The organism is Candidatus Laterigemmans baculatus (assembly GCF_010367455.1).
Lineage (GTDB): Bacteria > Planctomycetota > Planctomycetia > Pirellulales > Pirellulaceae > Laterigemmans > Laterigemmans baculatus.
The window spans coordinates 58,791-82,728 of the sequence record NZ_WRPR01000078.1 but is presented as its reverse complement, the minus strand read 5'-3'; the positions used below and the strand labels follow the sequence as shown (position 1 = coordinate 82,728).

The 23,938-nt window shown below is 61.2% G+C and carries 19 protein-coding genes and 1 tRNA gene; 16 read left to right on the top strand and 4 right to left on the bottom strand.

The genetic code is table 11. The annotated features are described in order from the left end of the window. Positions 1 to 138: 138 nt before the first annotated feature. A complete protein-coding gene (locus GNK13_RS16130; RefSeq protein ID WP_203329095.1) occupies positions 139 to 1,254 on the bottom strand; it encodes a mechanosensitive ion channel family protein in 1,116 nt (371 codons plus the stop codon). A gap of 297 nt (positions 1,255 to 1,551) precedes the next feature. Here GNK13_RS16130 and GNK13_RS16125 point away from each other — a divergent pair, with 297 nt between their 5' ends. The 3 genes from GNK13_RS16125 (at position 1,552) to GNK13_RS16115 (ending at position 4,191) form a co-directional block, all read left to right on the top strand. Continuing rightward, positions 1,552 to 2,841: an App1 family protein gene (locus GNK13_RS16125; protein WP_164103586.1), complete on the top strand. Its 1,290-nt coding sequence runs from the start codon at positions 1,552 to 1,554 to the stop codon at positions 2,839 to 2,841. Between the two features lie 67 nt (positions 2,842 to 2,908). After that, positions 2,909 to 3,841, top strand: a complete 933-nt coding sequence (locus tag GNK13_RS16120) for a metallophosphoesterase (RefSeq protein ID WP_164103585.1) — start codon at positions 2,909 to 2,911, stop codon at positions 3,839 to 3,841. Continuing rightward, positions 3,841 to 4,191 carry a cupin domain-containing protein gene (locus GNK13_RS16115; RefSeq protein WP_164103584.1) on the top strand — a complete coding sequence of 117 codons (351 nt, stop codon included), beginning with the start codon at positions 3,841 to 3,843 and terminating at the stop codon, positions 4,189 to 4,191. The genes GNK13_RS16120 and GNK13_RS16115 overlap by 1 nt, the downstream gene beginning before the upstream one ends. Before the next feature lie 348 nt (positions 4,192 to 4,539). Here the strand turns inward: GNK13_RS16115 and GNK13_RS16110 are convergent, their stop codons facing one another. Then, positions 4,540 to 6,273 (bottom strand): amidohydrolase, encoded by a 1,734-nt coding sequence (locus tag GNK13_RS16110; protein WP_164103583.1) that lies wholly within the window; start codon positions 6,271 to 6,273, stop codon positions 4,540 to 4,542. A gap of 519 nt (positions 6,274 to 6,792) precedes the next feature. Here GNK13_RS16110 and GNK13_RS16105 point away from each other — a divergent pair. Then, complete coding sequence (locus GNK13_RS16105; protein ID WP_164103582.1) at positions 6,793 to 7,689, top strand: sulfurtransferase; 897 nt, start codon at positions 6,793 to 6,795, stop codon at positions 7,687 to 7,689. 199 nt (positions 7,690 to 7,888) lie between these two features. Then, complete coding sequence (locus GNK13_RS16100) at positions 7,889 to 8,086, top strand: CsbD family protein (RefSeq protein ID WP_164103581.1); 198 nt, start codon at positions 7,889 to 7,891, stop codon at positions 8,084 to 8,086. A gap of 10 nt (positions 8,087 to 8,096) precedes the next feature. Here the strand turns inward: GNK13_RS16100 and GNK13_RS16095 are convergent, their stop codons facing one another. Together GNK13_RS16095 and GNK13_RS16090 are read right to left on the bottom strand one after the other, a co-directional pair. Continuing rightward, positions 8,097 to 9,158 carry a mechanosensitive ion channel family protein gene (locus GNK13_RS16095; protein ID WP_203329094.1) on the bottom strand — a complete coding sequence of 354 codons (1,062 nt, stop codon included), beginning with the start codon at positions 9,156 to 9,158 and terminating at the stop codon, positions 8,097 to 8,099. A 481-nt stretch (positions 9,159 to 9,639) separates the two neighbouring features. Then, positions 9,640 to 9,713: transfer RNA gene (locus GNK13_RS16090), tRNA-Arg, on the bottom strand. A gap of 146 nt (positions 9,714 to 9,859) precedes the next feature. On the opposite strand from GNK13_RS16090, the gene GNK13_RS16085 reads away from it, so the two are divergent. From GNK13_RS16085 to GNK13_RS16040, 11 genes are all read left to right on the top strand, one after another. Further along, the gene (locus tag GNK13_RS16085) at positions 9,860 to 10,357 is read left to right on the top strand and encodes a hypothetical protein (protein ID WP_164103579.1); all 498 of its coding nucleotides are present in this window, start codon (positions 9,860 to 9,862) and stop codon (positions 10,355 to 10,357) included. A gap of 905 nt (positions 10,358 to 11,262) precedes the next feature. Beyond that, on the top strand, positions 11,263 to 11,946 hold the full coding sequence (locus GNK13_RS16080) for a hypothetical protein (protein ID WP_164103578.1): 684 nt from the start codon (positions 11,263 to 11,265) through the stop codon (positions 11,944 to 11,946). A gap of 94 nt (positions 11,947 to 12,040) precedes the next feature. After that, the gene (locus GNK13_RS16075) at positions 12,041 to 12,577 is read left to right on the top strand and encodes a hypothetical protein (protein WP_164103577.1); all 537 of its coding nucleotides are present in this window, start codon (positions 12,041 to 12,043) and stop codon (positions 12,575 to 12,577) included. Positions 12,578 to 12,659: 82 nt separating this feature from the next. Then, a complete protein-coding gene (locus GNK13_RS16070; RefSeq protein WP_203329093.1) occupies positions 12,660 to 13,673 on the top strand; it encodes a tetratricopeptide repeat protein in 1,014 nt (337 codons plus the stop codon). 368 nt (positions 13,674 to 14,041) lie between these two features. Next, positions 14,042 to 14,626 carry a hypothetical protein gene (locus GNK13_RS16065; protein ID WP_164103575.1) on the top strand — a complete coding sequence of 195 codons (585 nt, stop codon included), beginning with the start codon at positions 14,042 to 14,044 and terminating at the stop codon, positions 14,624 to 14,626. 221 nt (positions 14,627 to 14,847) lie between these two features. Beyond that, the gene (locus tag GNK13_RS16060; RefSeq protein WP_164103574.1) at positions 14,848 to 15,909 is read left to right on the top strand and encodes a hypothetical protein; all 1,062 of its coding nucleotides are present in this window, start codon (positions 14,848 to 14,850) and stop codon (positions 15,907 to 15,909) included. Positions 15,910 to 16,253: 344 nt separating this feature from the next. Continuing rightward, on the top strand, positions 16,254 to 17,837 hold the full coding sequence (locus tag GNK13_RS16055; RefSeq protein WP_164103573.1) for a type I restriction-modification system subunit M: 1,584 nt from the start codon (positions 16,254 to 16,256) through the stop codon (positions 17,835 to 17,837). Next, positions 17,827 to 19,173, top strand: coding sequence for a restriction endonuclease subunit S (locus GNK13_RS16050; protein WP_164103572.1), 1,347 nt, complete (start codon positions 17,827 to 17,829; stop codon positions 19,171 to 19,173). The genes GNK13_RS16055 and GNK13_RS16050 overlap by 11 nt, the downstream gene beginning before the upstream one ends. Then, complete coding sequence (locus tag GNK13_RS21930; protein WP_261345426.1) at positions 19,170 to 19,301, top strand: hypothetical protein; 132 nt, start codon at positions 19,170 to 19,172, stop codon at positions 19,299 to 19,301. Before GNK13_RS16050 ends, GNK13_RS21930 begins: the two co-directional genes overlap by 4 nt. Before the next feature lie 383 nt (positions 19,302 to 19,684). After that, on the top strand, positions 19,685 to 20,431 hold the full coding sequence (locus GNK13_RS16045; protein ID WP_164103571.1) for an HIRAN domain-containing protein: 747 nt from the start codon (positions 19,685 to 19,687) through the stop codon (positions 20,429 to 20,431). Between the two features lie 271 nt (positions 20,432 to 20,702). Further along, positions 20,703 to 23,933, top strand: a complete 3,231-nt coding sequence (locus tag GNK13_RS16040) for a type I restriction endonuclease subunit R (RefSeq protein WP_235935256.1) — start codon at positions 20,703 to 20,705, stop codon at positions 23,931 to 23,933. Positions 23,934 to 23,938 lie beyond the last annotated feature (5 nt).

Below are 23,938 nucleotides of genomic sequence, written 5' to 3'. Positions count from 1 at the left end.
TCCCCAAATCGTTTAACGGCAAGCCGCAGGCGACTGCTTTTCTAGATCCCCAAATCGTTTAACGGCAAGCCGCAGGCGACTGCTATTTAAAACACCGTCGCCTGCGGCTTGCCGTTAAACGATTGCGCAACGAACCACTTACGCCCCGCGCGGCACGAGCCCCGGCCCCCCCTCCTGCTTCACATACAGCAGTTGGGTCGGGTAGGCAAATTCGACACCGAGCGTTTCGAACCGCTCGTGGATCGCCAGGTTGATTGCTTGCTGGATGTCCATGTAGCGTGCGAAATCGGGCGTGAGCACGTAGTACACAACTTCGAAATTTAATGAGAAATCGCCGAAGCTTTTGAAGTGGGCGCGGTCGAAGCGAGTTTCTTCCTGCTGCTCTACTGCCTCGCGAAGGACCTGAGGAATGGTGGTCAGGAGCGATCGCGGCGTTTCGTACGTGACTCCGATCGCGAATACCACCCGCCGCTCTCGCATCCGCTTGTAATTTTGAATACGGCTCTGAAGTAGATCATTGTTGGAGAAGACGAGCTGCTCACCGGAGAGGCTCGTTAAGCGCGTCGTCTTTAACCCAATGCTCTGCACGGTCCCCATCTTGTCGCCCACGGTAATGAAGTCGCCTGGCACGAAGGGCTTGTCGAACACGATCGACAACGAGGCGAGCAGGTCGCCGAGGATATTCTGCACCGCCAGCGCGACCGCGATGCCGCCGATCCCGAGCCCTGCGATCAGAGCGGTGATATCGACGCCGAGATTGTCGAGCGCCAACAGCACCAGCACGACGAACAGCAGGATCTTTCCGAGCACGGCAAGGGCCGAGAGCGTCATGGCCGCCGCCGGATCGGCTACCGATTTCTGCTCCGTATACCGTCTGACAGCGGCGCCGATCAGCGAGTTGCCCCAAAACCCGGCTTGCAGCAGCAGGACGAGCACGATGATGACCTGCAGCACCTCCTGGGTTCGTGCCGGGAGCCCAAGCATCAAACTGCCGCAGAACGCCGCGACCGCCACGATGAACCAGGTCCGGGTCTCGCGCAGCGCGTCGACCGCCGCGTCGTCCCACACACTCGTCGTCCGGGCCGCCAACCGCGAGGCCTGTCGCGTCAGGACCTTCAACACGATCGAGATCACAGCGACCGCGACCAAAAACACCGCCAGCGCCGTGAACCAGCGAGCGGTCATATCGTCCGGGAGGTAGTAGTCCCGCCACCGCTGCCACGATTCGGGAAACTGCAGATCTTCGAAATTCACGTTGGTCTGACCCCGTTGGTGGAGATGAGGTTGGGCAATGCGGCTCAAGCATAGTGCGAATCCGCAGCCGCGCAAGGGCCCCGCCCAGCCGCGAACCCACTGCCCTCGACTCCTGAGCCGACGGCGCTAGCCGCGGGTTCTTCCACTCCTGAGCCGACGGCGCTAGCCGCGGGTTCTCCTGAGCCGACGGCGCTAGCCGCGGGTTCCGTGGCGTTGCCCCGGGGGGCTGGGCGGTTGCTCGGCGCAGGAGTTGCTTTACCTGCGAAAGCAAACTCCGCTCACCGCCACCCCAAGCTGATGAAAACCCGCAACGTGTTGAAGCGCAGCGGACGGGCGCTCCGCCGGCTGCTCCACCTGATCGCACGCCCGGTCCAGAAAGATCGCGGCCGCGGTGGATTACTAATCCAGCCCTATCGGGGTTACGGGTCGAGCCGCGAAATGTACATGATGGGCCGCGTTTTTCGGCAACCCGGCCTCGGCCAGTCGGTGACCAAGCAAACCACGCGTCGCGATCTTCTCGACATCTTTCGCCGCTTCGTCCGCCGGGGTGTTCGCGACGCCGTCGTCATCGCTCGCTTTGGCAGCGATGAACAGCGAGTGCGGACCGACCGCGATGGCTACTTTTCAATCCACATGCACTTCTCCCAGCCGCTGCGGTCGAAGCATCTTTGGCATTCGCTCGACCTCGAACTGGCCGGCCCCGAAGCGAGTGCCAACAAAGCTGAAGGCTTGTTCTTCGTTCCTCCGGAGAACGCGCGGCGGGTAATCATCAGCGATATCGACGACACGGTGATGTATACCGGGGTCGTCAATAAAGCGCTGATGATGTGGCGACTCTTTGTCCAAGGCCCCCGCAGCCGCGTCGCCTTCCCGGGTGTCGCCGCCTTCTACCAGTCGCTCCACCACGGCCTGGCCGGCGACGAACTGAACCCCATGCTCTACGTCTCGCGAGGTCCTTGGAGCATCTACGAGGTGCTGGTGGAATTTTTTCACCTGCATCGGATTCCCGTCGGTCCCATCCTCTTCCTGCGGGAGTGGGGCCTTACCTTGCAGCGTCCTCTTCCCCGCCGAGCGGAAGATCACAAGCTGACCTTGATCCGCCGCATGCTTGCTCTCTACAGCGACCTCCCCTTCGTGCTGATCGGCGACAGCGGCCAACACGATCCAGAGATCTACCTTCGCGTCATTCACGAGCATCCCGGACGGGTTCTGGCGACCTACATCCGAAACGTCAGCCGCGAGCCGGCGCGAGCCAAAGCAATCGAAGAACTCGCGGCCGAAGTCATCGCCGCCGGCAGCAATCTCCTGCTCGCTGCCGACAGTTTCGCGATGGCCGAGCACGCCGTTGACCATGGACTGATCCCACCGGAAGCCCTCGTCCATGTCCTCAAAGAGCGGCGAGAGCAGGAGGATCGGACGCCACTCCACGCGACGCGCAAAATCGAAGGCTCGACGCAGGAGCAAACCCAGCAAGCGCTCGATGCGGGAAAACTCGAGGAGGCGCTCCAGGAGCACCAACCGGATGACGCTCCGCCAAACATCGCAGTTCAATCCCAGTCCCAGGCGGGGCATAATAGAGCGACCTGAGACCAACCGGCCTCTCCCATCCAGCGTCCTCCTACCAGCGACGCGGCCCGCCCGCGGCATCCCACCCATGACTGCACTCAGCTCCAGCAGCGCCCATCCGTTGACGCGGCGGGCTTTTCTTCAAGACGGCTCGCTCTTTTTAGCTGCGGCGAGCGGCGCAGCGACAGCCATCGGAACGCCATGGGCTGCATCTCGCCTGCTCGCCGAAACCCCGCAGCCGGCTCCCCAACTGCAGATCGGTCTGGTTACCGACCTGCACTACGCCGACCGCCCGCCAGCCGGCACCCGGTTCTATCGCGAGACCCCGAGCAAACTGGCCGAAGCGGGGGACGCGTTCAGAGTCGCTCAGCCAAACTTCCTTGTTGAACTGGGGGACTTCATCGACGCAGCCGACACGGTTGCTGAAGAAACGGAATACCTGCGAAAGATCCACCGAGAATTCGCCTCGATCAGCGATGCCCGCCATCACGTGCTCGGCAATCACTGCGTCTTCACACTGACGAAGCAGGAGTTCTTGGACGTCGTCGAACAGCCCCGATCGTACTATGCCTTCGACGCCGGGAACTTCCACTTCGTCGTGCTCGACTCCTGCTTCCGCAGCGACGGACAGCCCTACGGACGCAAAAATTTCGAGTGGACCGACCCGAACATCCCAGCCGACGAACTCGAATGGCTCGCCGCAGACCTGCAGTCGACTTCAAAGAAAACGATCGTCTTCGCGCACCAGCGTCTCGACGTCAGCAACCACTATGGCGTGAAGAATGCTCCAGCGGTTCGCCAAATCCTCGAACGATCCGGAAACGTGCTCGCCGTCTTTCAAGGGCACAGCCATCGCAATGACTACAACCACATCGCCGGCATCCACTACGTCACTCTCGTAGCAATGGTCGAAGGCACAGGCGCGGCCAACAACGCATTCTCGCTACTCAACGTTTTCGCCGACGGGACACTACGGCTGGATGGCTTCAAGAAGCAGCAGGATTACAGCTGGGCGACATGATGTCGAACCTGTTCGCTGGCTTGCCATCTGCACCTCAGACGAGTCTCCCCGAGGAAATTGTCGAAGTCCTGGCCGAGGGGACGCACGTCCGCATCGAGCGAATCGTCTCCACCGGCCAAGCCAGTCCGCCCGGTTTCTGGTACGACCAGGACGAGCACGAATGGGTGCTCCTGCTCACCGGTGAAGCCGGCTTGTGGATCGCCGGAGAAGACCAGCCGAGAGTGATGCAGCCGGGCGATTATCTGAATATCCCGGCTCACCAAAAGCATCGCGTCGAGTGGACCGCGCCAAACAAACCCACCCTCTGGCTGGCCGTGTGCTATTCCAACCCCCCAGCCGCCACGCACTAGTCCGGATTATTCATGCGTTTGGGTAGATCTGTCGCAAGTTCTTGTGGCGTTGGAAGTTGCAACAGACCATGACAGAACAGTGTGTTAAATCAGCCGCCACGCGCTAGCGTCCGGTTTTCTCTCTCACCCTCCCCCCGGGGCTGGTGTAATTCTTTGCCCCCTCTCCCCCGAAGAGAATCGCGGCGACTGCTCGACCTTCACCCTTTGAGAATTTCGCGATTCTCTTTGGGGGAGAGGGCTGGGGTGAGGGGGCTAACGCGGCCGGCAACCGGCCCGCTCTGGACCGGCCAATGCATCTCCGGAATACCTTTGAACCGTAAGGCGTGGATAACGAAATCTACATGCTCCTCACCGCGCCTCGAAAACATTCCGGCCGCCGAGCCACGTCTGCTCGACTTCGATGTCCTTCACCTCATCGAGCGGACACTCCAGAATATCTTGCTTGAGGACCACGAAATCGGCCAGCTTTCCGGTCTCGATCGACCCCTTCGTCTGCTCTTCAAAGGTCAGGTAGGCATTGTTGATCGTGTACAACCGGATCGCATGCTCACGGCTGGTCTGCTGCTCTGGGTGCAGCGGTTCATCTGCTCCCTGAGGCACCCGCTTCAGCGTGATCCACATACCCAGAAACGGATTATAGGGGTTCACCGAGCGCAGACTGCCGATCTTTTGCATGTGGTCCGATCCACCTCCAACGATCACCCCTGCTTCGGCAAGGCTCCGGTAGGGCTGAAAGTATGCCAGCCTTTCCTCGCCAAATTGCCTGGTCAAGGTTTTTCCGTCGAGCCACAGCCAGGCGGGCTGCAGATCGGCGACAACGCCCAATTCTCGCATCTGTTTGATTGCCCCCGGACTCATGAAATTGCAGTGCGTGATGCTCGGTCGCGACTCCCGGACCGAGAATTCCTTGTCGATCTCAGCATAGGCATCGATCAACGCATGGACGGCGCCATCGCCGACCGAGTGCGCGGTAAACTGCAGCCCATTCTGCAAGGCAGCCCGGGCCATCCGGAGCAGACGACTGTGAGGAATGTATAGCAGCCCTCGATAGTCGGGATCGCTAATCGAATAAATACTGCTGACACCCCACGGCTCTCGCATATACGCGCTGCCAGTCAGCATGCCACCGTCGAGAAAGACCTTGATCCCCCGCACCCATAGCATCTCGTCGTACTGGTGCGCCGGATGGGAGGCTGCCTCGGCAATCTTCTCTTCCACTTCCTCGATCGGCAATTGAGCGTTCACGCCGTAATAGCAATAAACGCGGCAGGTGAGGGCCCGTTCGTCCTTCAACTGCTGGTACAGATCGATCGCCGAATCACTCGCATTGCGATCGGCAATGCTGGTGATTCCCACCGAGTTGTAGTCAGCCAGCAGCGCCCGCAACCGTTCTCGCCGGTCGAGCTCCGTGGCCGCTCGACTATTGGCCCGCGGCGTGACCAGCCTCGTGCAACTGCGGAGAATCCCCGTCAATCGTCCCGTCTCAGGGTCCCGCTCCAGATAACCAGGTCCGTCGTCGGTGATCTTGTAATCCTCGCCAATTCCGCTGATCTCCAGCGCTAGCGAATTGACCGCCGCATCGGGTCCAGTCCGGAAGTAGACAGGATGTTTCGGAGCCACCCGGTCCAACTCTTCCCGAGTTGGAAACCGTTGATCCTCCAGCCGCGTAATGAACACCTGACTGAGGACGATCCACTCGCCCGGCTCCACCTGCTCGGTCCGCAACCGAATGTAGTCGAGCACTTCTTCGATGGAATTCATTTCCGGCACCGGATGATCGAACTCATACATCGATGCCCCGGTCGGATGCACGTGCGAATCGATCAACCCCGGAAGCACCGTCTTCCCTTCCACGTCGACCCGCCGCGTTTCCGGCCCGGCGAGAGCCAGAATCTCATCGTTGCCTCCCACCGCAACGATCCGGTCTCCCTCGACCGCAAAGGCCTCGGCGATCGTAAAGCCCTCGTCGACCGTTACAATCTTGCCCCCATGGACGATCAAATCGGGAGACGCGGCACCAGCCGCCGCGGCGAGCAGAGCAACGACGCCTACGGCCAACAAACACGATCGGTTTCTGAACATCGGAGCGCTCTTGGTCGAATTCGATTGGCAGGAATGGGAGGATTCGCCGCGGGCATCCTGCGCGGTCCGCTTCAGTATCTCCGCCGCCCGCTGCCATCGCAACAAATCCGCTCCCAAAGTCCCCCTCCCCCTCCGCCATAGTCGCCTTTCGCTCCGCGAAAGTTGCGCACCCCCCCCTTTTCCCCTCCGCGAAAGTCGCCCAACCACACTCCCCTTTCGCTCCACCAAAGGTACCTAGCTGGACAGCGCCACTTTCTCACGCTGAATTGCCATAAAGTCAGTGGTGCCCAGCAGTTGGCTACCAAGTCGTTTAACGGCAAGCCGAAGGCGACTGCTTTTTGAAACACAGTCGCCTTCGGCTTGCCGTTAAACGATTTTTCCGCGAGCCGTCCTGCTCCGAACCAGTCCAAGGTAGCGCTGACCACCTAAACAGTCCGGCTCGATTCGACAACCCAGCCCCCAACCGCGACAATGCATTAAGAGCCTTTTCGCATTCGCTCCATTCCAAGGACTCGACCCATGCGATTCACATCCAGCCTGCTCGCCTCGCTGCTTTTTGTCTCCAGCGGGGCTTATACCGCGATCGCGGAGGACGTTTCCTATCCGCGCAAGGAACTTCTCGTCGAACCCGCGGAGGTCCAGAAAGCTCTGGAAGCCGAAAACGTGGTCCTTCTCGACGCCCGCCCTCGCGAGGAGTATGAGAAAGGACACATCCCCGGCAGCCGGTGGATCGACACCAGCCAGTGGGAACGAACGTTCGACCCCAGCATCGATGCGGGCGATTGGTCGGAGCGGATCGGCGCGCTCGGCATCACGCCGCAGGCGCAGGTCGTCGTGTATGACGACAATTCCTCCAAGGATGCAGCTCGCGTGTGGTGGATCCTCCGCTTCTGGGGTCTTCGAGACGTCCGCTTGCTCAACGGCGGGTGGGCGAGTTGGAAGGCCGCGGAGGCACCAATCACCGAGGAAATTCCCGAGCCATCCGAGGCCGCTCCCTTTCCAGTCAAACCGACGGGACAACGATTGGCGACCAAAAGCTCGATCCTCAACTCGCTCAGCGACCAGTCCCTGCAAATCATCGACGCTCGTTCGGAGTCGGAGTTTTGCGGGCTCGACGCTAGGAAAAACCGCAGAGCCGGAGCGATCCCTGGAGCCAAGAACCTCGAATGGAGCGATCTGATCGATTCCCAAACCCAGCGGTTCAAATCAGCCAACGAACTGCAAACGCTGTTCGATGAAGCGGGCGTCGAGCTCGACAAACCGGCAGCCGCCCACTGCCAGAGCGGCGGACGGTCCTCGGTGATGGCCTTTGCCATGGAACTGATGGGGGCCGCTCCCGTGCAGAACTACTACGCCGGCTGGAGCGAGTGGGGCAACACCGACGAGACGCCGATCGTCAAACCCGACGCGCCCTAGTCGCCTTTCGCTCCGCGAAAGTAGCGCAACCCTCACCGAGCAAAAAGCAACTCCATTTGGGCCGCTTTCCTGGCACGCCGCGTGCATCGCAGTTCTTGCAGAGCGGGAGTATCAAGTCATTACGGCTCGTTGGCCGTACTCCCAGTGGCGATAGATGCTTCCGCTGGTTTCTCGCTGAACCTTGTACAGGAGAAGTGCGATGAACTGGGACCAAGTCAAAGGCAACTGGAAACAGATCCAGGGCAAAGCCAAAACTAAATGGGGCAAGCTGACCGATGATGACCTGATGGTGGTCGAGGGAAATCGGGATCAGCTCGCCGGTAAGATTCAAGAACGTTACGGCTACGAGAAAGATCGAGCCGAGCGGGAAGCCGATGAGTTTGTCAACTCATTGTGAGCCTAGCCGGTCACTGCCCGGGTGATGAAGGTTGCCCTGGCGGTTTTTGCAGAAGTGTCACCTGTGTTCGGGGAGCAGCCGGAATAATTTTGCCGGCGTGCTCCTCCCGAGCAATCTCAGCGGACAGCGCGACGATCAGGGCTGTCGACCACCGTCTCCGCTCTCGAGCGTGGACGAGATAGCGAATCGTGCAGTCGGTCCATGATTCGGCGAGCGAAGCGAATACCTGCGGCTCGCTGGCGATATCGAACGCTAGCCGAGCCCGTGCGAGCAGTGCCTCGTAGTCCTTCGCGGCACCGACCATCCGCTCGCCAATGACCCGCCGCGCCGTCTCTTCAAGCACGTCCATGGCGTAGACGAGATCGCTTTCGCCCGCGATGCCGACGGTGACCTCATCCCATACGAATGGAAAGTCGCGGCTGTAATTGACGATATTCGATCGCAGCGCCTCCCAGTTTGGAAACGTGATCATCGCTCCGGTCGGCTGCGCCCCGCTCACAGACTTTCCGGGGCCTCCCGCCTCCCAAACGGTCGTGGTCAAGACATCGATTCGGTAGACATCCCCAAAGACCTCACCGACTTCGATGCGGTCGCCGATCTTGTAATAGCCGCGGAAAGAATTGAGCAGCCAACCGGTAAAGCTCTCGATCGGTGTCTGCAGTGCCCAGGACAGCGCTAAACCGACCAATCCTACGGAACCGAGCATTGCCCGGGCATCGCCAGCAATCACGCTCAAACCGGCCGCGATCGCGAGAAGATAAAGCCCGATCCGCGTCAGCGCCGCAACTGCCTCGCCACGCTCCCACTGCTGAAACGATTTCCGCAACAACCACGTGAGCAGCTTTCCCAGAAGCGCCGCGAGGATGATCAGCACCGCGGCGATGAGCAGCTTCGGCAGCAGCCCATACATCACCTGGAGCAGCTCGCCGATCGTCTCTACTCCCTGAGCCAACGCGTCACCCGGATCCTCGGGAACTTCGAGCGGCTGCTCAAGCGCGTCGACTTCCTGCCCGGTCGCCTCCTGGCCGGTTGCCTCCGGCCCTCCACCGAGCATCAGCAGCAAAGCGGTCATCGCCACGGCCAGCACCGAGCCTTGGCGAAACCGCTGCAGCCGCGACTCCGCCCCGCGGCGATAAGCGGCAACCCCCGGCCCCCGCCGCCGCGCGCCCCTTTCTCGCGCCTGCCGCCTCCCCGACCGGGGCTCGGCGCCCCGCGCTGGAGCCCGCCCCCCCTCGGTTCGCCCCGTCCGACGCGTGCTCCGGTTTCCCTGTTTGGACCCGCTGGCAGTCGGCGGTCCATCGGCAGCACGATCCAAGCCTCGAGAACTAGGCCGGCGACGGCGTGAAGGGAGTCTCCGCGGCATATCAAAACCAGGTAAACCCAAAAGAAGTGCTGGTACGTGACGGGATCGCCCGTCCCAGCGATGCCGGCGAAGGCGACCAGGCAACCAGCAAGCAACCGTGAGCCGTCTCGCTCCCGCTTCGCCCCGAGCCCCCCCCCCTCTACAGACGGGAATGCCGTCACCGCCAGGCGTACCGCCCAAAAAACCAAAGCACGCCCAGAAGGATTCGAACCTTCGACCTACGGATTAGAAGTCCGTTGCTCTATCCAGCTGAGCTATGGGCGCTCTTATAAAGAAAAATCGATTCTTTGGCCTATGGCGTCTTGCCCGCACCCCGGCGCCGCACTCCCGAAGGGCACTCGCCGGCCGCAGGCCCGCCCTAATTTAGCCCAAACCGGGCAAGAGCCCTAGCCGGAATCGCAGGGACAGCCATGCCGCGACGCAGCACCGAGATTTACACCTACCCGAACACGAGCTACAGCCTGACGAACAAATACGTCACCGACCACGGCTACGCCCAGCTGCCGCTAGCCGGCCCTCAGGCGAGCCCCACCGCCGACACCTGTGCGATCGTCCGCCTACACGCCGGCGTCTGCAAACGAGTCCTGGCGATCGAAGCCGTCCGAGCCGGCAAACACCCCACGCTCCCCACCCTCGCCGCCGAACTCGTCGACCCCAGCGGCATCCGCGAAGTCCTCATCAGCACCGAAATCGACACCAGCGCCCCGCAAATTGAAGCCGACCAAGCCTCGAGAAGCTTCGCCATCCGAGCCATCTACACCTACGCCCTCTCCCGCCCACCAACCCCACAGGAAAAGCTGCGAGCCGGCTCCATCCCGATGGACGCCACCGCCCCTGAATCGAACTCGGTGCTGCTGTCGGCCGTCACGGATGCGGACGCCCATCTCCAGTGGGAGCCGCCAGTGTGATCGGCGTGCCGTTGGGAACCGCGTCTCCCGCTCCCTGTTTCACCGCCCCCAAAGCATCCGCCCCGGCGGGGCAAGGATGGCCCCCCAAGCTGTTGATTTGGGTGCGGCAACCGGCGAGAATACTCGTGGCTACGATATCATCAACCAGCGAGAACAACACACTGTACTGGTGACAATAGTCCGCATCCCACCATTCTCGCCGGTCCGACCGGTGATGAACAAGTTCGCCGATCGATAGTCACACCACATGGGAACGCGGATCAACATCCTAATGCCACACCGCCTTCCTGAATGGTCGGATCGCGTTCGCGTGTTACGCTTACTCTCGACAGCGCTGCCCGCTGCTCGAGCCGTGGAGGCCTATTTCGCGACCGGAAACCCGCAACCGAGTTCTGTAGGCGACTGGACCGCCGAACCGACGTTTCCGCCACCGGAAACGAGGGACTATCAGCGTTACACCGGACCAGGCCCGCTTTTCGTCGATATCAATCCATACGCGGTGCATGTACGCACTGGAGCGCGTTGGCGCGGATTCTTGAGCATCCAACCACTTCGTCATGTTTGCCTCGACGCATTCCTCGCGATTGCCGCCACGTTCGACGCTCGAAGCGCTCGTTGTTTTCCGGACAATGACTTTGTATGCGATGCATTCTGGGGCGGCGAGGACTTTGGCAGGTGCTGTGCCATACTCAATCGCCAATTCGGACCCGCCGTCCCACTAGACGAAGCTGTTGACGCCAATATTGCCTCGCTGGCCTGCAATGGCTGTCCCGCGATCCAATGCTCGCTCTCGCTGGAGAAAACGGCGAGCAATCGGATATTCGGGAGCGGCGGGTGACGCGTTTTTGAGTCTGTCTTGGTGGGCCTCCGCCCCGTAATCCGTACCGTTATTTGCACTGACCTCCATGGCCAGCCGACTCTTTATTTCGATCGCAACGCTTCTTCTCGTTTGCTGCAACGCGACCTTCGGCGAGGACTTGTCTCCGTTGAGCTGCAAGCCAAACAAGTTCGTGTTCGCGGGCGTCACTCACTCCGTACGCGAGGCGACGATTTCTGGTGTCTTGAATACGCCCGAATGGGCAAATTTTCATGGTCAGCCAAATTTCATCAAATGGCATATCGACATCGTCGGAACATGCGATTCTCCTGGTCACGCACCGTTGCGAGTATCTTTCAATGGCCTAGGACTCCATGTGAATCGCTGGCAAGGCCTAGAAGGCGAAAGACGCCGATGGGTGAATTGGCAGAACCCACAGACTGGTGGGCCGTACGCACTCGTGCACCGGGATGAACTAGAAAGCGTTCGGTCTGGAGACTTCAATATCTTCGACCGTAACGGACAGTTGTTTCGCATCGTTTCGAGCGGGTGCCTTGACAACGCCGCTGAGTTCTCGCTGGATGTCTCTTTCACATTCACCGGCGTCGTCGTCCACGGCCAGCATGGGGAACCAGAAGAGTCCTTACGCCGTCGGCTTGAGGCAGAACTTCCGGGCCATGACTTAATGCTCGAGAAACTGACAGAGAATGTGAACCAAAAGCCATCCACGGTGAGTGCACATTTCGCCCCGAGCCCAGAAAATAGCAAATAACGAGCGGATGAACGCGAGCGGGAAGCGCCGGTCGGCGTGCTTCGCTCGGTCAAGCCAAATCTTGGCCGCGTTATCCGAACCGTTACCCACCAAAATGAATAACGCTAACCCGGAATCCCGCGGAATTGATCCGGAGTGTTACGCCCGGGGACTTGAACCCATCCTGAAGCGTCGTTCGGAACGCGAACAGATTTTCTTTGCGTACAACTGTGCATCTAGCGTCGCTCACTTCTACAGGAAATTCGATCCCACTGACTTGTGCACCGAACGCGCCGTCCGTACCGTCAAACTGTGGCTTGATGGACAATGCTCTATCGACGCCGTGAAGGAACTCGTGCCAAAGGTCAGCCATGCATTCGAACGCGCGATGGCCGCCTACAACGAAACCGACTCATGCAACAACATACACAATGCATCACCTGCAGGCATTGTTGCGTATCAAGTGACCGAGGCTGCACGGTCAGTCGAAGACCTCTTACATGCTGTCATCTACTCAAAAGAAACGGCATGTGATGATCCTATCGATCCAACAGGCTATTGTGCGGATGCTGCCGCTGGCGCGCTAGCGGCGAGGATTTACTGTGAAGCCGAAATCAAGCGGCAGTCAGACCTGATCTATGCCCTTGAATAGCGCATCGAGGGCAACTCCAAACGTTGGACGCGAACCGCGGCGTCACGAGTGGGTTCCGTTGATGGCCTGGATTAACTGTGTGATGACTGAGAACGAGCGAGAACACGACGAGATCATCGCGGAGTGCACAGAGGCGCTCGAAGCTGATCCGGACGACGTCAACGCTTTGAGCCGGCGTGGCCGGGCGTGGTATGCGAAGAAAAACTACGACAATGCGATCGCGGACTTCGATCAGGCGCTGGACGGGAACGCCGACCGCGGTGACGCACGCTACATGCGCGGGTTGGCTTTCAGCAAAAAGGGTAAGCACAACCTCGCCATCACGGATTTCACTGAAGCGATCCTCCGCGGCCTTGAGGAGAACTGCCTCCCTCGCTGCTACTACAACCGTGGTCGCTGCCGTTACCTGAACGGACTGCACGACGACGCGATCGAGGACCTTACTGAAGCGATTCGACTCGCCCCTCAGCACGCTAGGGCATACATGACACGCGGTCTCGTTTGGCAAAATCGCGGCGACTACCAAAAAGCGATCGCGGACTACGATCTCGCTATCCGCAACGATCCCGAGTCTGCGGACGCCTATCACAACCGGGGCAACGCTTGGGTGTGCCTCGGCAAGCTCCGCAAGGGGATCGCTGATTTCACGCAAGCGATCCACCTCGATCCTACGAGCGCCGTCACTTACACCAGTCGCGGTGTCGCTTGGAGACGCAAGGGAAAATACGCGAAAGCACTCGCTGACTACGAGCGAGCCCTCGAGCTCGATCCTCATTCGGCGCAACGCCGTGCTGTGCTCGCCGAGTTCTTGGCGATTTGCCCGCGGAGTAGCTACCGCGACGGCTCTCGCGCGCTGAAGCTCATCACTGAAGCATGTGAACTCACGGACTACAGGGACGCGGATTTTCTCGGCTGCCTCGCTGCCGTTCACGCGGAACACGGCGATTTCCAGTCTGCGATCTCGTTTCAGAAGAAGGCCCTCTCCCTCGCCACCAAGGACGACGACAAAAAAGACATGCAGCGCTACCTTGAGTCGTACGAGGCGGGCGAATCTTGCTGGATGCAACCACCGACCTGGTGCCAACGCTGGGCTTGACTGAATCTTTACGATCGGCGCCCGCTATGTTTAGTCACGAATGGCCTCGTCTCCTATCCGAACGTATTTACGCATACCTCCGCTGAACGGCGAACGCCGATGATGCACCTGCGTCACGGTAACCGGGCATGCACAAGTAGAAGATTCTCCACCGCGACCGGACGATCATCGCCGTTCGGCCGCCGAGGAACGTGAGTGATGGGCATCAGCTGATGGCTCGACTTGTTAGCCCTTCCGGATCAGTCGCTCTCCCTCCACAATACCGATGACTTATCCTCCAACAACTGGTATTACGTCCATGCAAACTGTCCTCACCGGCGACATTTCGCGTCCTAAAGCAATCTGCGCGATGCGCGGAGTACTACTTCTTGCGACCTTCGCATCCCTTTTTTTCAAGCGGCTATGCGGAGGATAGTCCAGGTGATGCAGCGCAGTCGTATATTTCGCAGTACCAAAGCACCAAAAGCATTCGCGACAACCGCGTTACTCTCCTTGGAATCACAAAGGGCGTGGCGTTCCTCAATCAGCAAGATTTCGATCCTGTAAAAGGGCGGGAGCACGGCGGCAACGCTGTACCGTGGCTGAGAGTTTCAGCGTTGGTCGAAGCAATCGGGGATGCAAAGATTGAAGGAGAAGCATTACATCAGTACCACCTCAAAGTCGTAACGGACGACGGAGGGAATTTGATCAAGCCGATCAACGTTCGCGTGGATGGTCGTTCATTCGTCAGCAGATCTTACGAATCCGCCCCGATGGCACTTGATTACAAACCGCTCGCCTCAGGAATATTCCCGACTGTGCCCCCCGCCGTTGAGAAACCTGAGAATGCTGTGGTGGTGGTTTTTACATATTCGGGCGACATTCGAGCATCTGAGACGGCTGAACTGCGATTCGGGATTGGCGTGAAAGATAGGCACCTGGAAGTTGTATTCGATAACGTGCCAATGCCATAGGTAAAGCCGCCGAGGAAGCGATTAGGGCGGGCGGCTTCGCCCTGCGATGGTGAAGTAACGGTCGTCCAAAGCGATACGGGAGCCTCGGCCGGCGGACTCTGCACGGGCGGCCGACTGATCATGTCGCCTGGAACTCTGATGTGCTGAGTTCTACAATAAGCGACTATTTCACCCGCTGCATCGAGACCCGAGCAGTTCCTTCCGTCAGTCGGGGAACGCTTGTGCCTCTCAACGACTGCCTTCGCGGTCGGACCACTCAGGACCGCATTCTGACTTCGGTCGTCGAGCGACTGGTTTCTCAGATCGATGAGCTCGACGAGTCGAATTGCTGGCTTGCGGACCAGCCGATCCCGGTTTCCATTCCGGGCCGCCGGTTGGCGGTGACGGTTTCGCTGGGGCCGGGGCGGTTTCCGGCGGAATTCTTTGCCGGCGGCGGGGCTGATACGCTGGTCGAAGATGGGTCGCTGGTGATCACGCCGCTGGTGGTCACGCCGGCCGATCGGCCGCGGCGGAAGTGGCGGAAGATCGCTGGCGAGAATCGGGCGGGGGATGCGCCGAGCCTGCTGTATCTCAAGCACGGGATCTTGAGGGCGCTGCTGGCCGATCCGAACTGGGAGCCGCACGACGGCGACAAGCCGCTGCTTCGCGATATGCTGTCGCCACTCTCCTGCGACGATCCGCATGACGTGCCGGTCGGCGAGACTGTCGCCGCGGCGATGCGGATGCGGTTCTCGACCGTGCTTGACTGGGATCTGAGCGGGGGCAGCCCGTGGCGTTCTCCTGCACCTATGCCGGCCAACCCGTCTGCCTCGACCACGAGGGACGGCTGGCCGAACTTCTCGAGACACGCTGGCCCGATCGATACCGCGGCACTGTCGCTCGGTCGCCGCGGATCAGTTGCCGGCTCGTCTATGATCACTGGCCCGATCGCTACGGCGCCTATGAACTCACCCCCGCGGTCAACAACACCGGGACCAGCCCCGAGCGGCGATCGATCCGCTCGGCCTGGTACGTCGAGCACTTTGGCGGCGCCGTTAGCGCTGCTGCCCAAGCGGACGCCCAAGCGTTTGCGGATCGAGTTGCCACGGACCTGCTGGCCTGGGGCAACCGGCAAACAATTGCCTCCTTCGCCGGCATCGCTCCCTGGTCACTCAGCGGGCACGACGATTACCTGTCGATCCGGATCCACGATGACATCGGCGGTGCGGCAGCGCGATGAGTTGGCGCTGCAGCTGCGCGGGACGCTCACCACTCGAGACGACAGCGGCTCGCCGACCGCTTGACCATCTGCCGAACCCAGTGCCCCCACTACCTCCCCCAAGGAGACCGCTGCGGCATCCAAGTCAACAAAAACCGCCCCGGCCACCTAAACCACATGATCACCCACCCGCGGCCCGACGGAACCTGCCCGGCGAATCCGCCGCTGTGGGGCCGTGAATCCCGATCCCAAAGGAACAGTTCACCGCACGAGGACAGAAAGCGACTTTCGGAGGATCACGTGAGACGCGTTGATAGCGATCTGGCGGCTAGCTAAACAAGCTGCTTTCGCGTCTCTACTGGCTCAGCCTCCGCCGGGGGGCTAATGTGTTCCGCTTCGCAGGGAACGCGTTCTGGAGCAGATCAAGCGATGGCGAAGCGGGCTAGTAAGAAGCAAGCAAAAGACGGGAACGGCGCGAATCTGGGGTTCGAGGCCAAGCTATGGTTGGCGGCCGATAAGCTGCGGAACAACCTCGACGCGGCCGAGTACAAGCATGTCGTCCTGGGGCTCGTGTTCCTCAAGTACATCTCCGACGCGTTCGAAGAGCTGCACGCGGCGCTCTTGGCCGGGGAAGGGGAGTTCGAAGGGGCCGACCCGGAGGATCCGGACGAGTACCGGGGGGCGAACGTGTTCTGGGTTCCCCCCGAAGCCCGCTGGCAGCACCTGCAGGATAGCGCCCGCCAGCCGGGAATCGGCAAGCTGGTCGACGAGGCGATGATCGCGATCGAACGCGACAACCCGCGGCTCAGGGGCGTGTTGCCCAAGGATTTTGCTCGGCCGGCGCTCGACAAACAGCGGCTCGGCGAGCTGATCGACTTGATCGGCACGATCGGGCTCGGCGACGCCGAGAACCGCAGCAAAGACATCCTGGGCCGCGTCTACGAATACTTCCTCTCGGAGTTCGCCAGCGCCGAAGGCAAGAAGGGAGGCCAGTTCTACACGCCGCGGTGCGTCGTCCGCGTGCTGGTCGAGATGCTCGCCCCGTACAAGGGCCGCGTCTACGACCCCTGCTGCGGCTCGGCCGGGATGTTCGTGCAGAGCGAAAAGTTCGTCGAGGAGCACGGCGGGCGGATCGGCGACATCGCGATTTACGGCCAGGAGTCGAACCCAACGACGCGGCGGCTGGCGCTGATGAATCTCGCGATCCGCGGGATCGAAGGGGATTTGGGGCCGGAGCACGCCGATACCTTTCGCCGCGACCTACACAAGGACCTGAAGGCCGACTTCGTGCTGGCCAACCCGCCCTTCAACGATTCGGACTGGCACCGCCGCGACGACGACGTGCGGTGGAAGTACGGAACGCCGCCGAAGGGGAACGCCAACTACGCTTGGGTCCAGCACTTCATCCACCACTTGGCCCCCGGCGGCTTGGCCGGGTTCGTGCTGGCCAACGGCTCGATGAGCAGCAACCAGTCGGGCGAAGGCGAAATCCGCCGAGCGATCATCGAAGCCGACTTGGTTGACTGCATGGTCGCGCTCCCCGGCCAATTGTTCTACAGCACGCAGATCCCGGTCTGCCTCTGGTTTTTAACTCGCCGCAAGCACGACGGGCGGCGGCGGGATCGCCGAGGTGAGACGCTGTTCATCGACGCCCGGAAGCTGGGGACGATGATCGACCGCGTGCATCGGGACTTACCCGACTGCGAAATCGAGCTGATCGCCGACACCTACCGCTGCTGGCGAGGCGACCCCGGTTTCAAGCCGACTGCGATCGACGACTACACCGACGTCCCCGGCTTCTGCCGTTCCGCGAGCAAAGACGAAATCACCGAGCACGGCTACGTGCTGACGCCGGGAAGGTACGTGGGGGCCGAAGAGCTCGAAGAGGACGACGAGCCCTTCGAGGAAAAGATGCGGCGGCTGACCGAAGAGCTGAACGAGCAGTTCGAGGAGTCGGCGAAGCTCGAGAAGGCGATCCGGTCGAACTTGGAAGGACTGGGATATGGAAATTAAAGGCTGGACGCAGACAAAGCTCGGCCCCTTAGTCGAGCTACAAACGGGCCCTGCCTTTAAAAGCTCCCAATTCACTACAAACGCCCAAACTGGCACGCGTCTTGCGCGCGGCGATAACGTGAAAGAAGGGGCATTCTACTGGGCGGAAAAAGCTAGGTACTGGCCTGTAGTTTCACCGGAGCTCGAGAAATTTCTCCTGCAGCCTGGTGATGTACTCATTGGAATGGACGGCTCCAAAGTAGGCAAAAACTGGTGTCGCGTTCGCAAGGAGGACTTACCGTGTCTGCTCGTGCAACGAGTCGCGAGGCTTCGTTCCAAAAAAGGGCTTCATCAGGACTTCCTACCGTACCTGATCGGCAACCGGGAATTTCGTACATATGTAGAATCCGTCCGAACGGGGAGCTCCATTCCGCATATTAGCGGACCGCAAATTCGAGACTATCCGATACTGCTACCCCCTCTATCCGAGCAGCGGGCGATCGCCTCGATCCTGGGTGCTCTGGACGACAAGATCGAGTTAAACCGGCGGATGAATGCGACGCTGGAGTCGCTGGCCGCGGCGATCTTCAAGAGCTGGTTCGTCGATTTCGACCCGGTGCGAGCCAAAATGGACGGCCGCCAACCACCGGGCATGGACGAGGCCACGGCGAGGTTGTTTCCAAGTGAACTAAATCACCAGGGGAACGGCTTGGTACCTCATGGCTGGAGATGGGAAACAATCGATGAATGCACGTCGCTCATCATCGACTATCGCGGAAAAACCCCAAAAAAGCTCGGCTCCAAATGGTCACTGTCAGGGATCCCTGCCGTCTCCGCGAAAAACATCAAAGGCGGAAGGCTGATTCGCCCTGAAACATTCAAATTTGTTGATGACGAGCTTTACGATCGGTGGATGAAGGACAAACTTCAAACGGGCGACATTCTAATGACTTCGGAGGCGCCGCTGGGAGAATTATATTTCCTCTCGCGGAACACAAGACTTTGCCTCAGCCAGCGACTATTCGGCATACGAGCGGCCCCCGCAATCTGTGATCCTGCTTACTTATACATGTGGATCGCATCCGATGACGCACAAGTTGAGCTAGCATCAAAAGCAACCGGTACAACGGTCGTCGGAATCCGCCAAAGCGAGCTCCGGAAGATTCGTGTACTCATCCCGCCATGTGAGATTCAGGCGAGAGCGGCCAGCGTCTTCTCGCCGACGTTGGATAGAGTTCACCAAAATGAAGATGAATCCCGCACGCTCGCGGCCCTCCGCGACACGCTCCTCCCCAAGCTCCTCTCGGGCGAATTGCGTGTGTTCGATGCCGAGCGGGTGGTGGAGGCGGCGGTGTGACCGGACCGCAGCACGACGCGGGCCTGGGCGGTGACGCAGGCCCGTTGCCGATGTACCCCGTGATCGAGGTCGACCGCGATCTCGCCTACGACGTGGAGCAACTCGGGAAGGAGCAGCAGGGATGGTAACCAACCCCTAAAACAGCTGAAGCCGCCCCGAAGGACGGCTTCGCTACTCCTTCTACACATGGCAGACGAGCTCTGGATCAGTATCGGTAAGTCGCTGATTCAACTCAAGCTACTCTTCCAACACGCGAGGGCGTCCACGGACAACGCGGCTAGTATCGGCGGGAGCGACAGTGGGCTAACACTAGAGACGCCGGCATTTAATTTGACTGGCGTTGCACGCTATGGGATTGCCGCAAACCGTTGGTCCACCACGGCTTACTTATTTAAGCTCATTTAAACTCCGGCTCGCCGAACTCCACACCGGGTCAGCCGCCATAGCGAGAGGCGAAACCGTCACACCGGCGGATGCACCGGCGCTATGCCGCATCGTTAGACTGAGCCCCATGAACTTCCTGTACGTCGCCTGGCACATGAAAGAACCGCCGCCCGTGTGGGGGCCCGTGGGCCGCTTGGACTTCGATGGCAGCGTCTACCGCTTCCGGTACACTCGGGGAGCCCAGACGCTGCCCGGTTTCCAGCCCTTTGACGGGATGCCGGAGCTCGAGCAGGTCTACGAATCGGACGAGCTGTTCCCGCTGTTCAAAAACCGCCTGCTGCCGCCGTCCCGGCCTGAATTCAAGGCCTACCTGGAGTGGAGCGGGCTGAGCGCCGACGAGTCTCCGGAGCCGCTGGTGGTGCTGGGGCGGACGCAGGGTATCAAGCAAACCGACGCGGTGGAATTATTCCCCTGCCCGGTGCCGGACTCCCGCGGCTGCTTCATCAATCACTTTTTCGCCCACGGCGTCCGCTACCACCTGCCCAACGCCGGCCCGGTGCTCGAGCAGTTGCACCCGGGGGACGAGCTCCAGCTCCGTCCTCAGCCGCTGAACCCGAAGGACCCGAACGCGGTGGCGATCTTTGCCCACGGCACCCCGCTGGGTTACGTCCCCCGCTATCTCGCCGCCGACGTCAGGCATCTCCTCGAGGAGTGCCCGACGAACGAGGTGCGGCTGTTCGTCCAGCGGGTCAACCAAGACGCGCCGATGCAGCAACGGCTGCTCTGCCGGCTGCGAGCCTGCTGGCCGGCCGACTTCCAGCCCTGCCGCGGCGAAGAATTCGAGCCGATCGTCGCGGGCGTGCCGGCGGGGTGATCCCTGTGTCGCCCCGCTGGGGCTGGTGCGCGCGTGGCGGGGCCGCCAACCCACGGCTCACGCCGTGGGCTATTCTCTGTCGCCACTCTGTGGCTGGTGCGCGCGATGGCTGGCTCACCCGATCGCAGCCCTCCTCCTTCTCTCCGTGCCCTCCGTGCTCTCTGTGGCTGGCCGCTCCGCCCATCCTTGCACACCGACGCTATTCAGCCAGCTGCCCCCCCACGCGAGGCAAGCGTTTGACTATCATCGGGGCTCTTCCGACTCCGCACCTGTGCCTCGCGACCGCATGTCCCTCGCCTTCAACGAAACCACCGTCGAACAGGCCGCCCTCGATTGGCTGGCCGAGCTTGGATATTCGACCGCCTCTGGCCCTGAGCTCGCCCCTGATGGTGACTCACCCGAACGGGACTCCTTTGGCGACGTGGTGCTCGCTGGGCGGCTGCGGGAAGCGATTGACCGGCTGAACCCCGACGTGCCGGCCGAGGCCCGCGACGAGGCGCTGCGGAACGTTTTGCGAATCGACGCGCCGACGCTGATCGCCGCTAACCGCCGCTTCCACGCGATGCTCCGCGACGGGGTCGAGGTTGAGTACCGCCGCGACGACGGCTCGATCGCCGGCGACCGGGTGCGGTTGTTGAACTGCGACTCGCCCGCGGCGAACGACTTCCTGGCCGTCAACCAGTTCACGGTCCAGGAGAGCGGCCACACGCGGCGGCCCGACGTCGTCGTTTTCGTCAACGGGCTGCCGATCGCGGTCCTCGAGCTCAAGAGCGCGGCCGACCAGGAGGCGACGATCGACGACGCCTTCAAGCAACTGGGGACCTACGAGGCGCAGATCCCCTCGCTGTTCCACTACAACGAGCTGCTGGTCGTCAGTGACGGCCACAAGGCTCAAATTGGCTCGCTGACGGCCGGCCGTGAGTGGTTCAAGCCGTGGCGGACCGTTGAGGAGGAACGGCCGGTCAAAGGCAAGACGGAGCTGGAAATCCTGATCCGCGGCGCGCTAGCCCCGGAGCGTCTGCTGCCGCTGGTGCAGAATTTTGTGCTGTTCGAGGACGACACCGACAGCGACCGCGTCCACAAGATCCTGGCCGGCTACCACCAGTTCCACGCGGCCCAGGCCGCCATCGAATCGACCGTCGCGGCCAGCCGCCCCGGCGGCGATCACCGTGGCGGGGTCGTCTGGCACACGCAGGGGAGCGGCAAGAGTTTTACGATGCTCTTCTACGCGGGATTGGTCGTCGCCGATCCGCGGATGAACAACCCGACGCTGGTCGTGCTGACCGACCGCAACGACCTGGACGACCAGCTGTTTGGCCAATTCCAGCGGTGCTATGAAATCCTCCGGCAGAAGCCGGTGCAGGCCGACTCGATCGAGCACCTCCGCGAGCTGCTGCAAGTCGCCTCCGGGGGCGTCGTCTTCACCACCGTCCACAAGTTCGCCGAGACGTCGGGAAAATTCCCTACGCTGACCGAGCGGAGCAACGTCGTCGTGATCGCCGACGAGGCCCACCGCAGCCAGTACGGGTTTCGGGCTCGCCGCGATAAGAAGGACCCCGAAAAAATCTCCTACGGGTTCGCTCGCAACATCCGCGACGCACTCCCCAACGCTTCCTTCATCGGGTTCACCGGGACGCCGATCGAGCAGAGCGACAAAAACACCCGCGCGGTCTTTGGCGACTACATCAGCGTCTATGACATCCAGCGGGCGGTCGAAGACAAGGCGACCGTGCCGATCTACTACGAGAGCCGGGTGATCAAGCTGGCGCTGGAGGACAAAGCGGTCAGCGGCATCGACGACGACTTTGAAGCGATCACCGAGGAGGAGGAATCGGAGACCCGGGAGAAGCTGAAGTCCCGATGGGCGGCGCTCGAGTCGATGGTCGGCGATGATGACCGCATCCGGGTGCTGGCCCGGGACGTGGTCGAGCATTTTGAAAAGCGGCTCGAGTCGCTGGACGGCAAAGGGATGATCGTCTGCATGAGCCGCCGGATCTGCGTCGAGCTGTACGATGAAATCATCCGCCTGCGGCCCGAGTGGGCCGGTAAGCCGCAGCCGGATGGGAAGCTCGCCCAAGACGGGGCGCTGGCGCAGGTGGCCGAATCGCCCGAGGCCCGCACGTATCGCTTCACCAAATCGGCGGCGAGCGAGCGGGACATCGACGACGACCAGGGCTTCGTGAAGGTGATCATGACCGGCTCGGCCTCCGACGGGGCGGAGTGGCAGAAGCATATCCGCACCAAGCAGCGACGCCGGGCGCTGGCCACGCAGTTCAAAGACCCCAGCAGCCCGTTCCGGCTGGTGATCGTCCGCGATATGTGGCTGACCGGTTTCGACGCTCCCTCGCTGCACACGATGTACGTCGACAAACCGATGCAGGGGCACGGGCTGATGCAGGCGATCGCGCGGGTCAACCGCGTGTTCCGCGAAAAACCGGGCGGGCTGGTCGTCGACTACTTGGGGATCGGCGACGCGTTGCAAAAGGCGCTGCGGACCTACACCGAGAGCGGCGGCAAGGGACAGACGACGGTCGACACCCGCGAAGCGGTCGAGGCCCTGCAAAAGCACTACGAGCTGTGCTGCGACATGCTCCACGGTTTCGACTGGTCGCGGTGGACCAGCGGCAGAGCAGGGGATCGGCTCTCGCTGATGGTGGCCGCCCAGGACTTTCTGCTCGAGCAGGAGGAGGGGCGTCAGCGGTGGATCGCCCACGTCGACAACCTGTCCCGCGCCTTCGCCCTCTGCCCGACCTCCGAATACGCCCACGAGATTCGCGAGGACGTCGCCTTCTTCCAGATCGTGCGGACCGCGTTCCGCAAGTATTCGCCCAGCGGCAAATCGGAATCGGAGCTCGACCACGCCGTTCGCCAACTGGTCTCCAAAGCCGTCGTCACCGCCAGCGACGAAGTGATCGACGTTTTTGCCGCGGCCGGGATGGAGCGGCCCGATGTTTCGATCCTGTCAGACGAGTTCCTCGAGGAAGTTCGTTCGCTCCCGTACAAGAACGTCGCCGCCGAGCTGCTCAAGAAGCTGCTCTCGGACGAAGTGAAATTCCAGGCGAAGCGAAATGTCACGCAGTCGCGGTCGTTCTCCGAGATGCTCAAGCAGGTCCTGACCGCCTACCACAACCGCTCGATTTCGACGGTCGAGCTAATCGACGACCTGATCAAGATGGCCAAAAGCCTGCAGGCGGCCCAGCGGCGAGGCGAAGAGCTGGGGCTGAGCGACGACGAAATCTGCTTCTATGACGCGCTGGCCCAGAACGAAAGCGCGATGGAAGCGATGGGGAGCGACGAGCTGAAAGTGATCGCCACCGAGCTCGTCCAAACCGTCCGCCGCAGCGTCACCATCGACTGGACCGAACGCGAATCGGCAAGAGCCCGAATCCGAGTCCTAGTCCGCCGAATCCTCCGCAAACACGGCTACCCCCCTGACCTCCAAGCCGAAGCCACCAAAGAGGTCCTAGAGCAGGCCGCGGTGCTCTGCGAGGGATGGGTGTAAGAAAC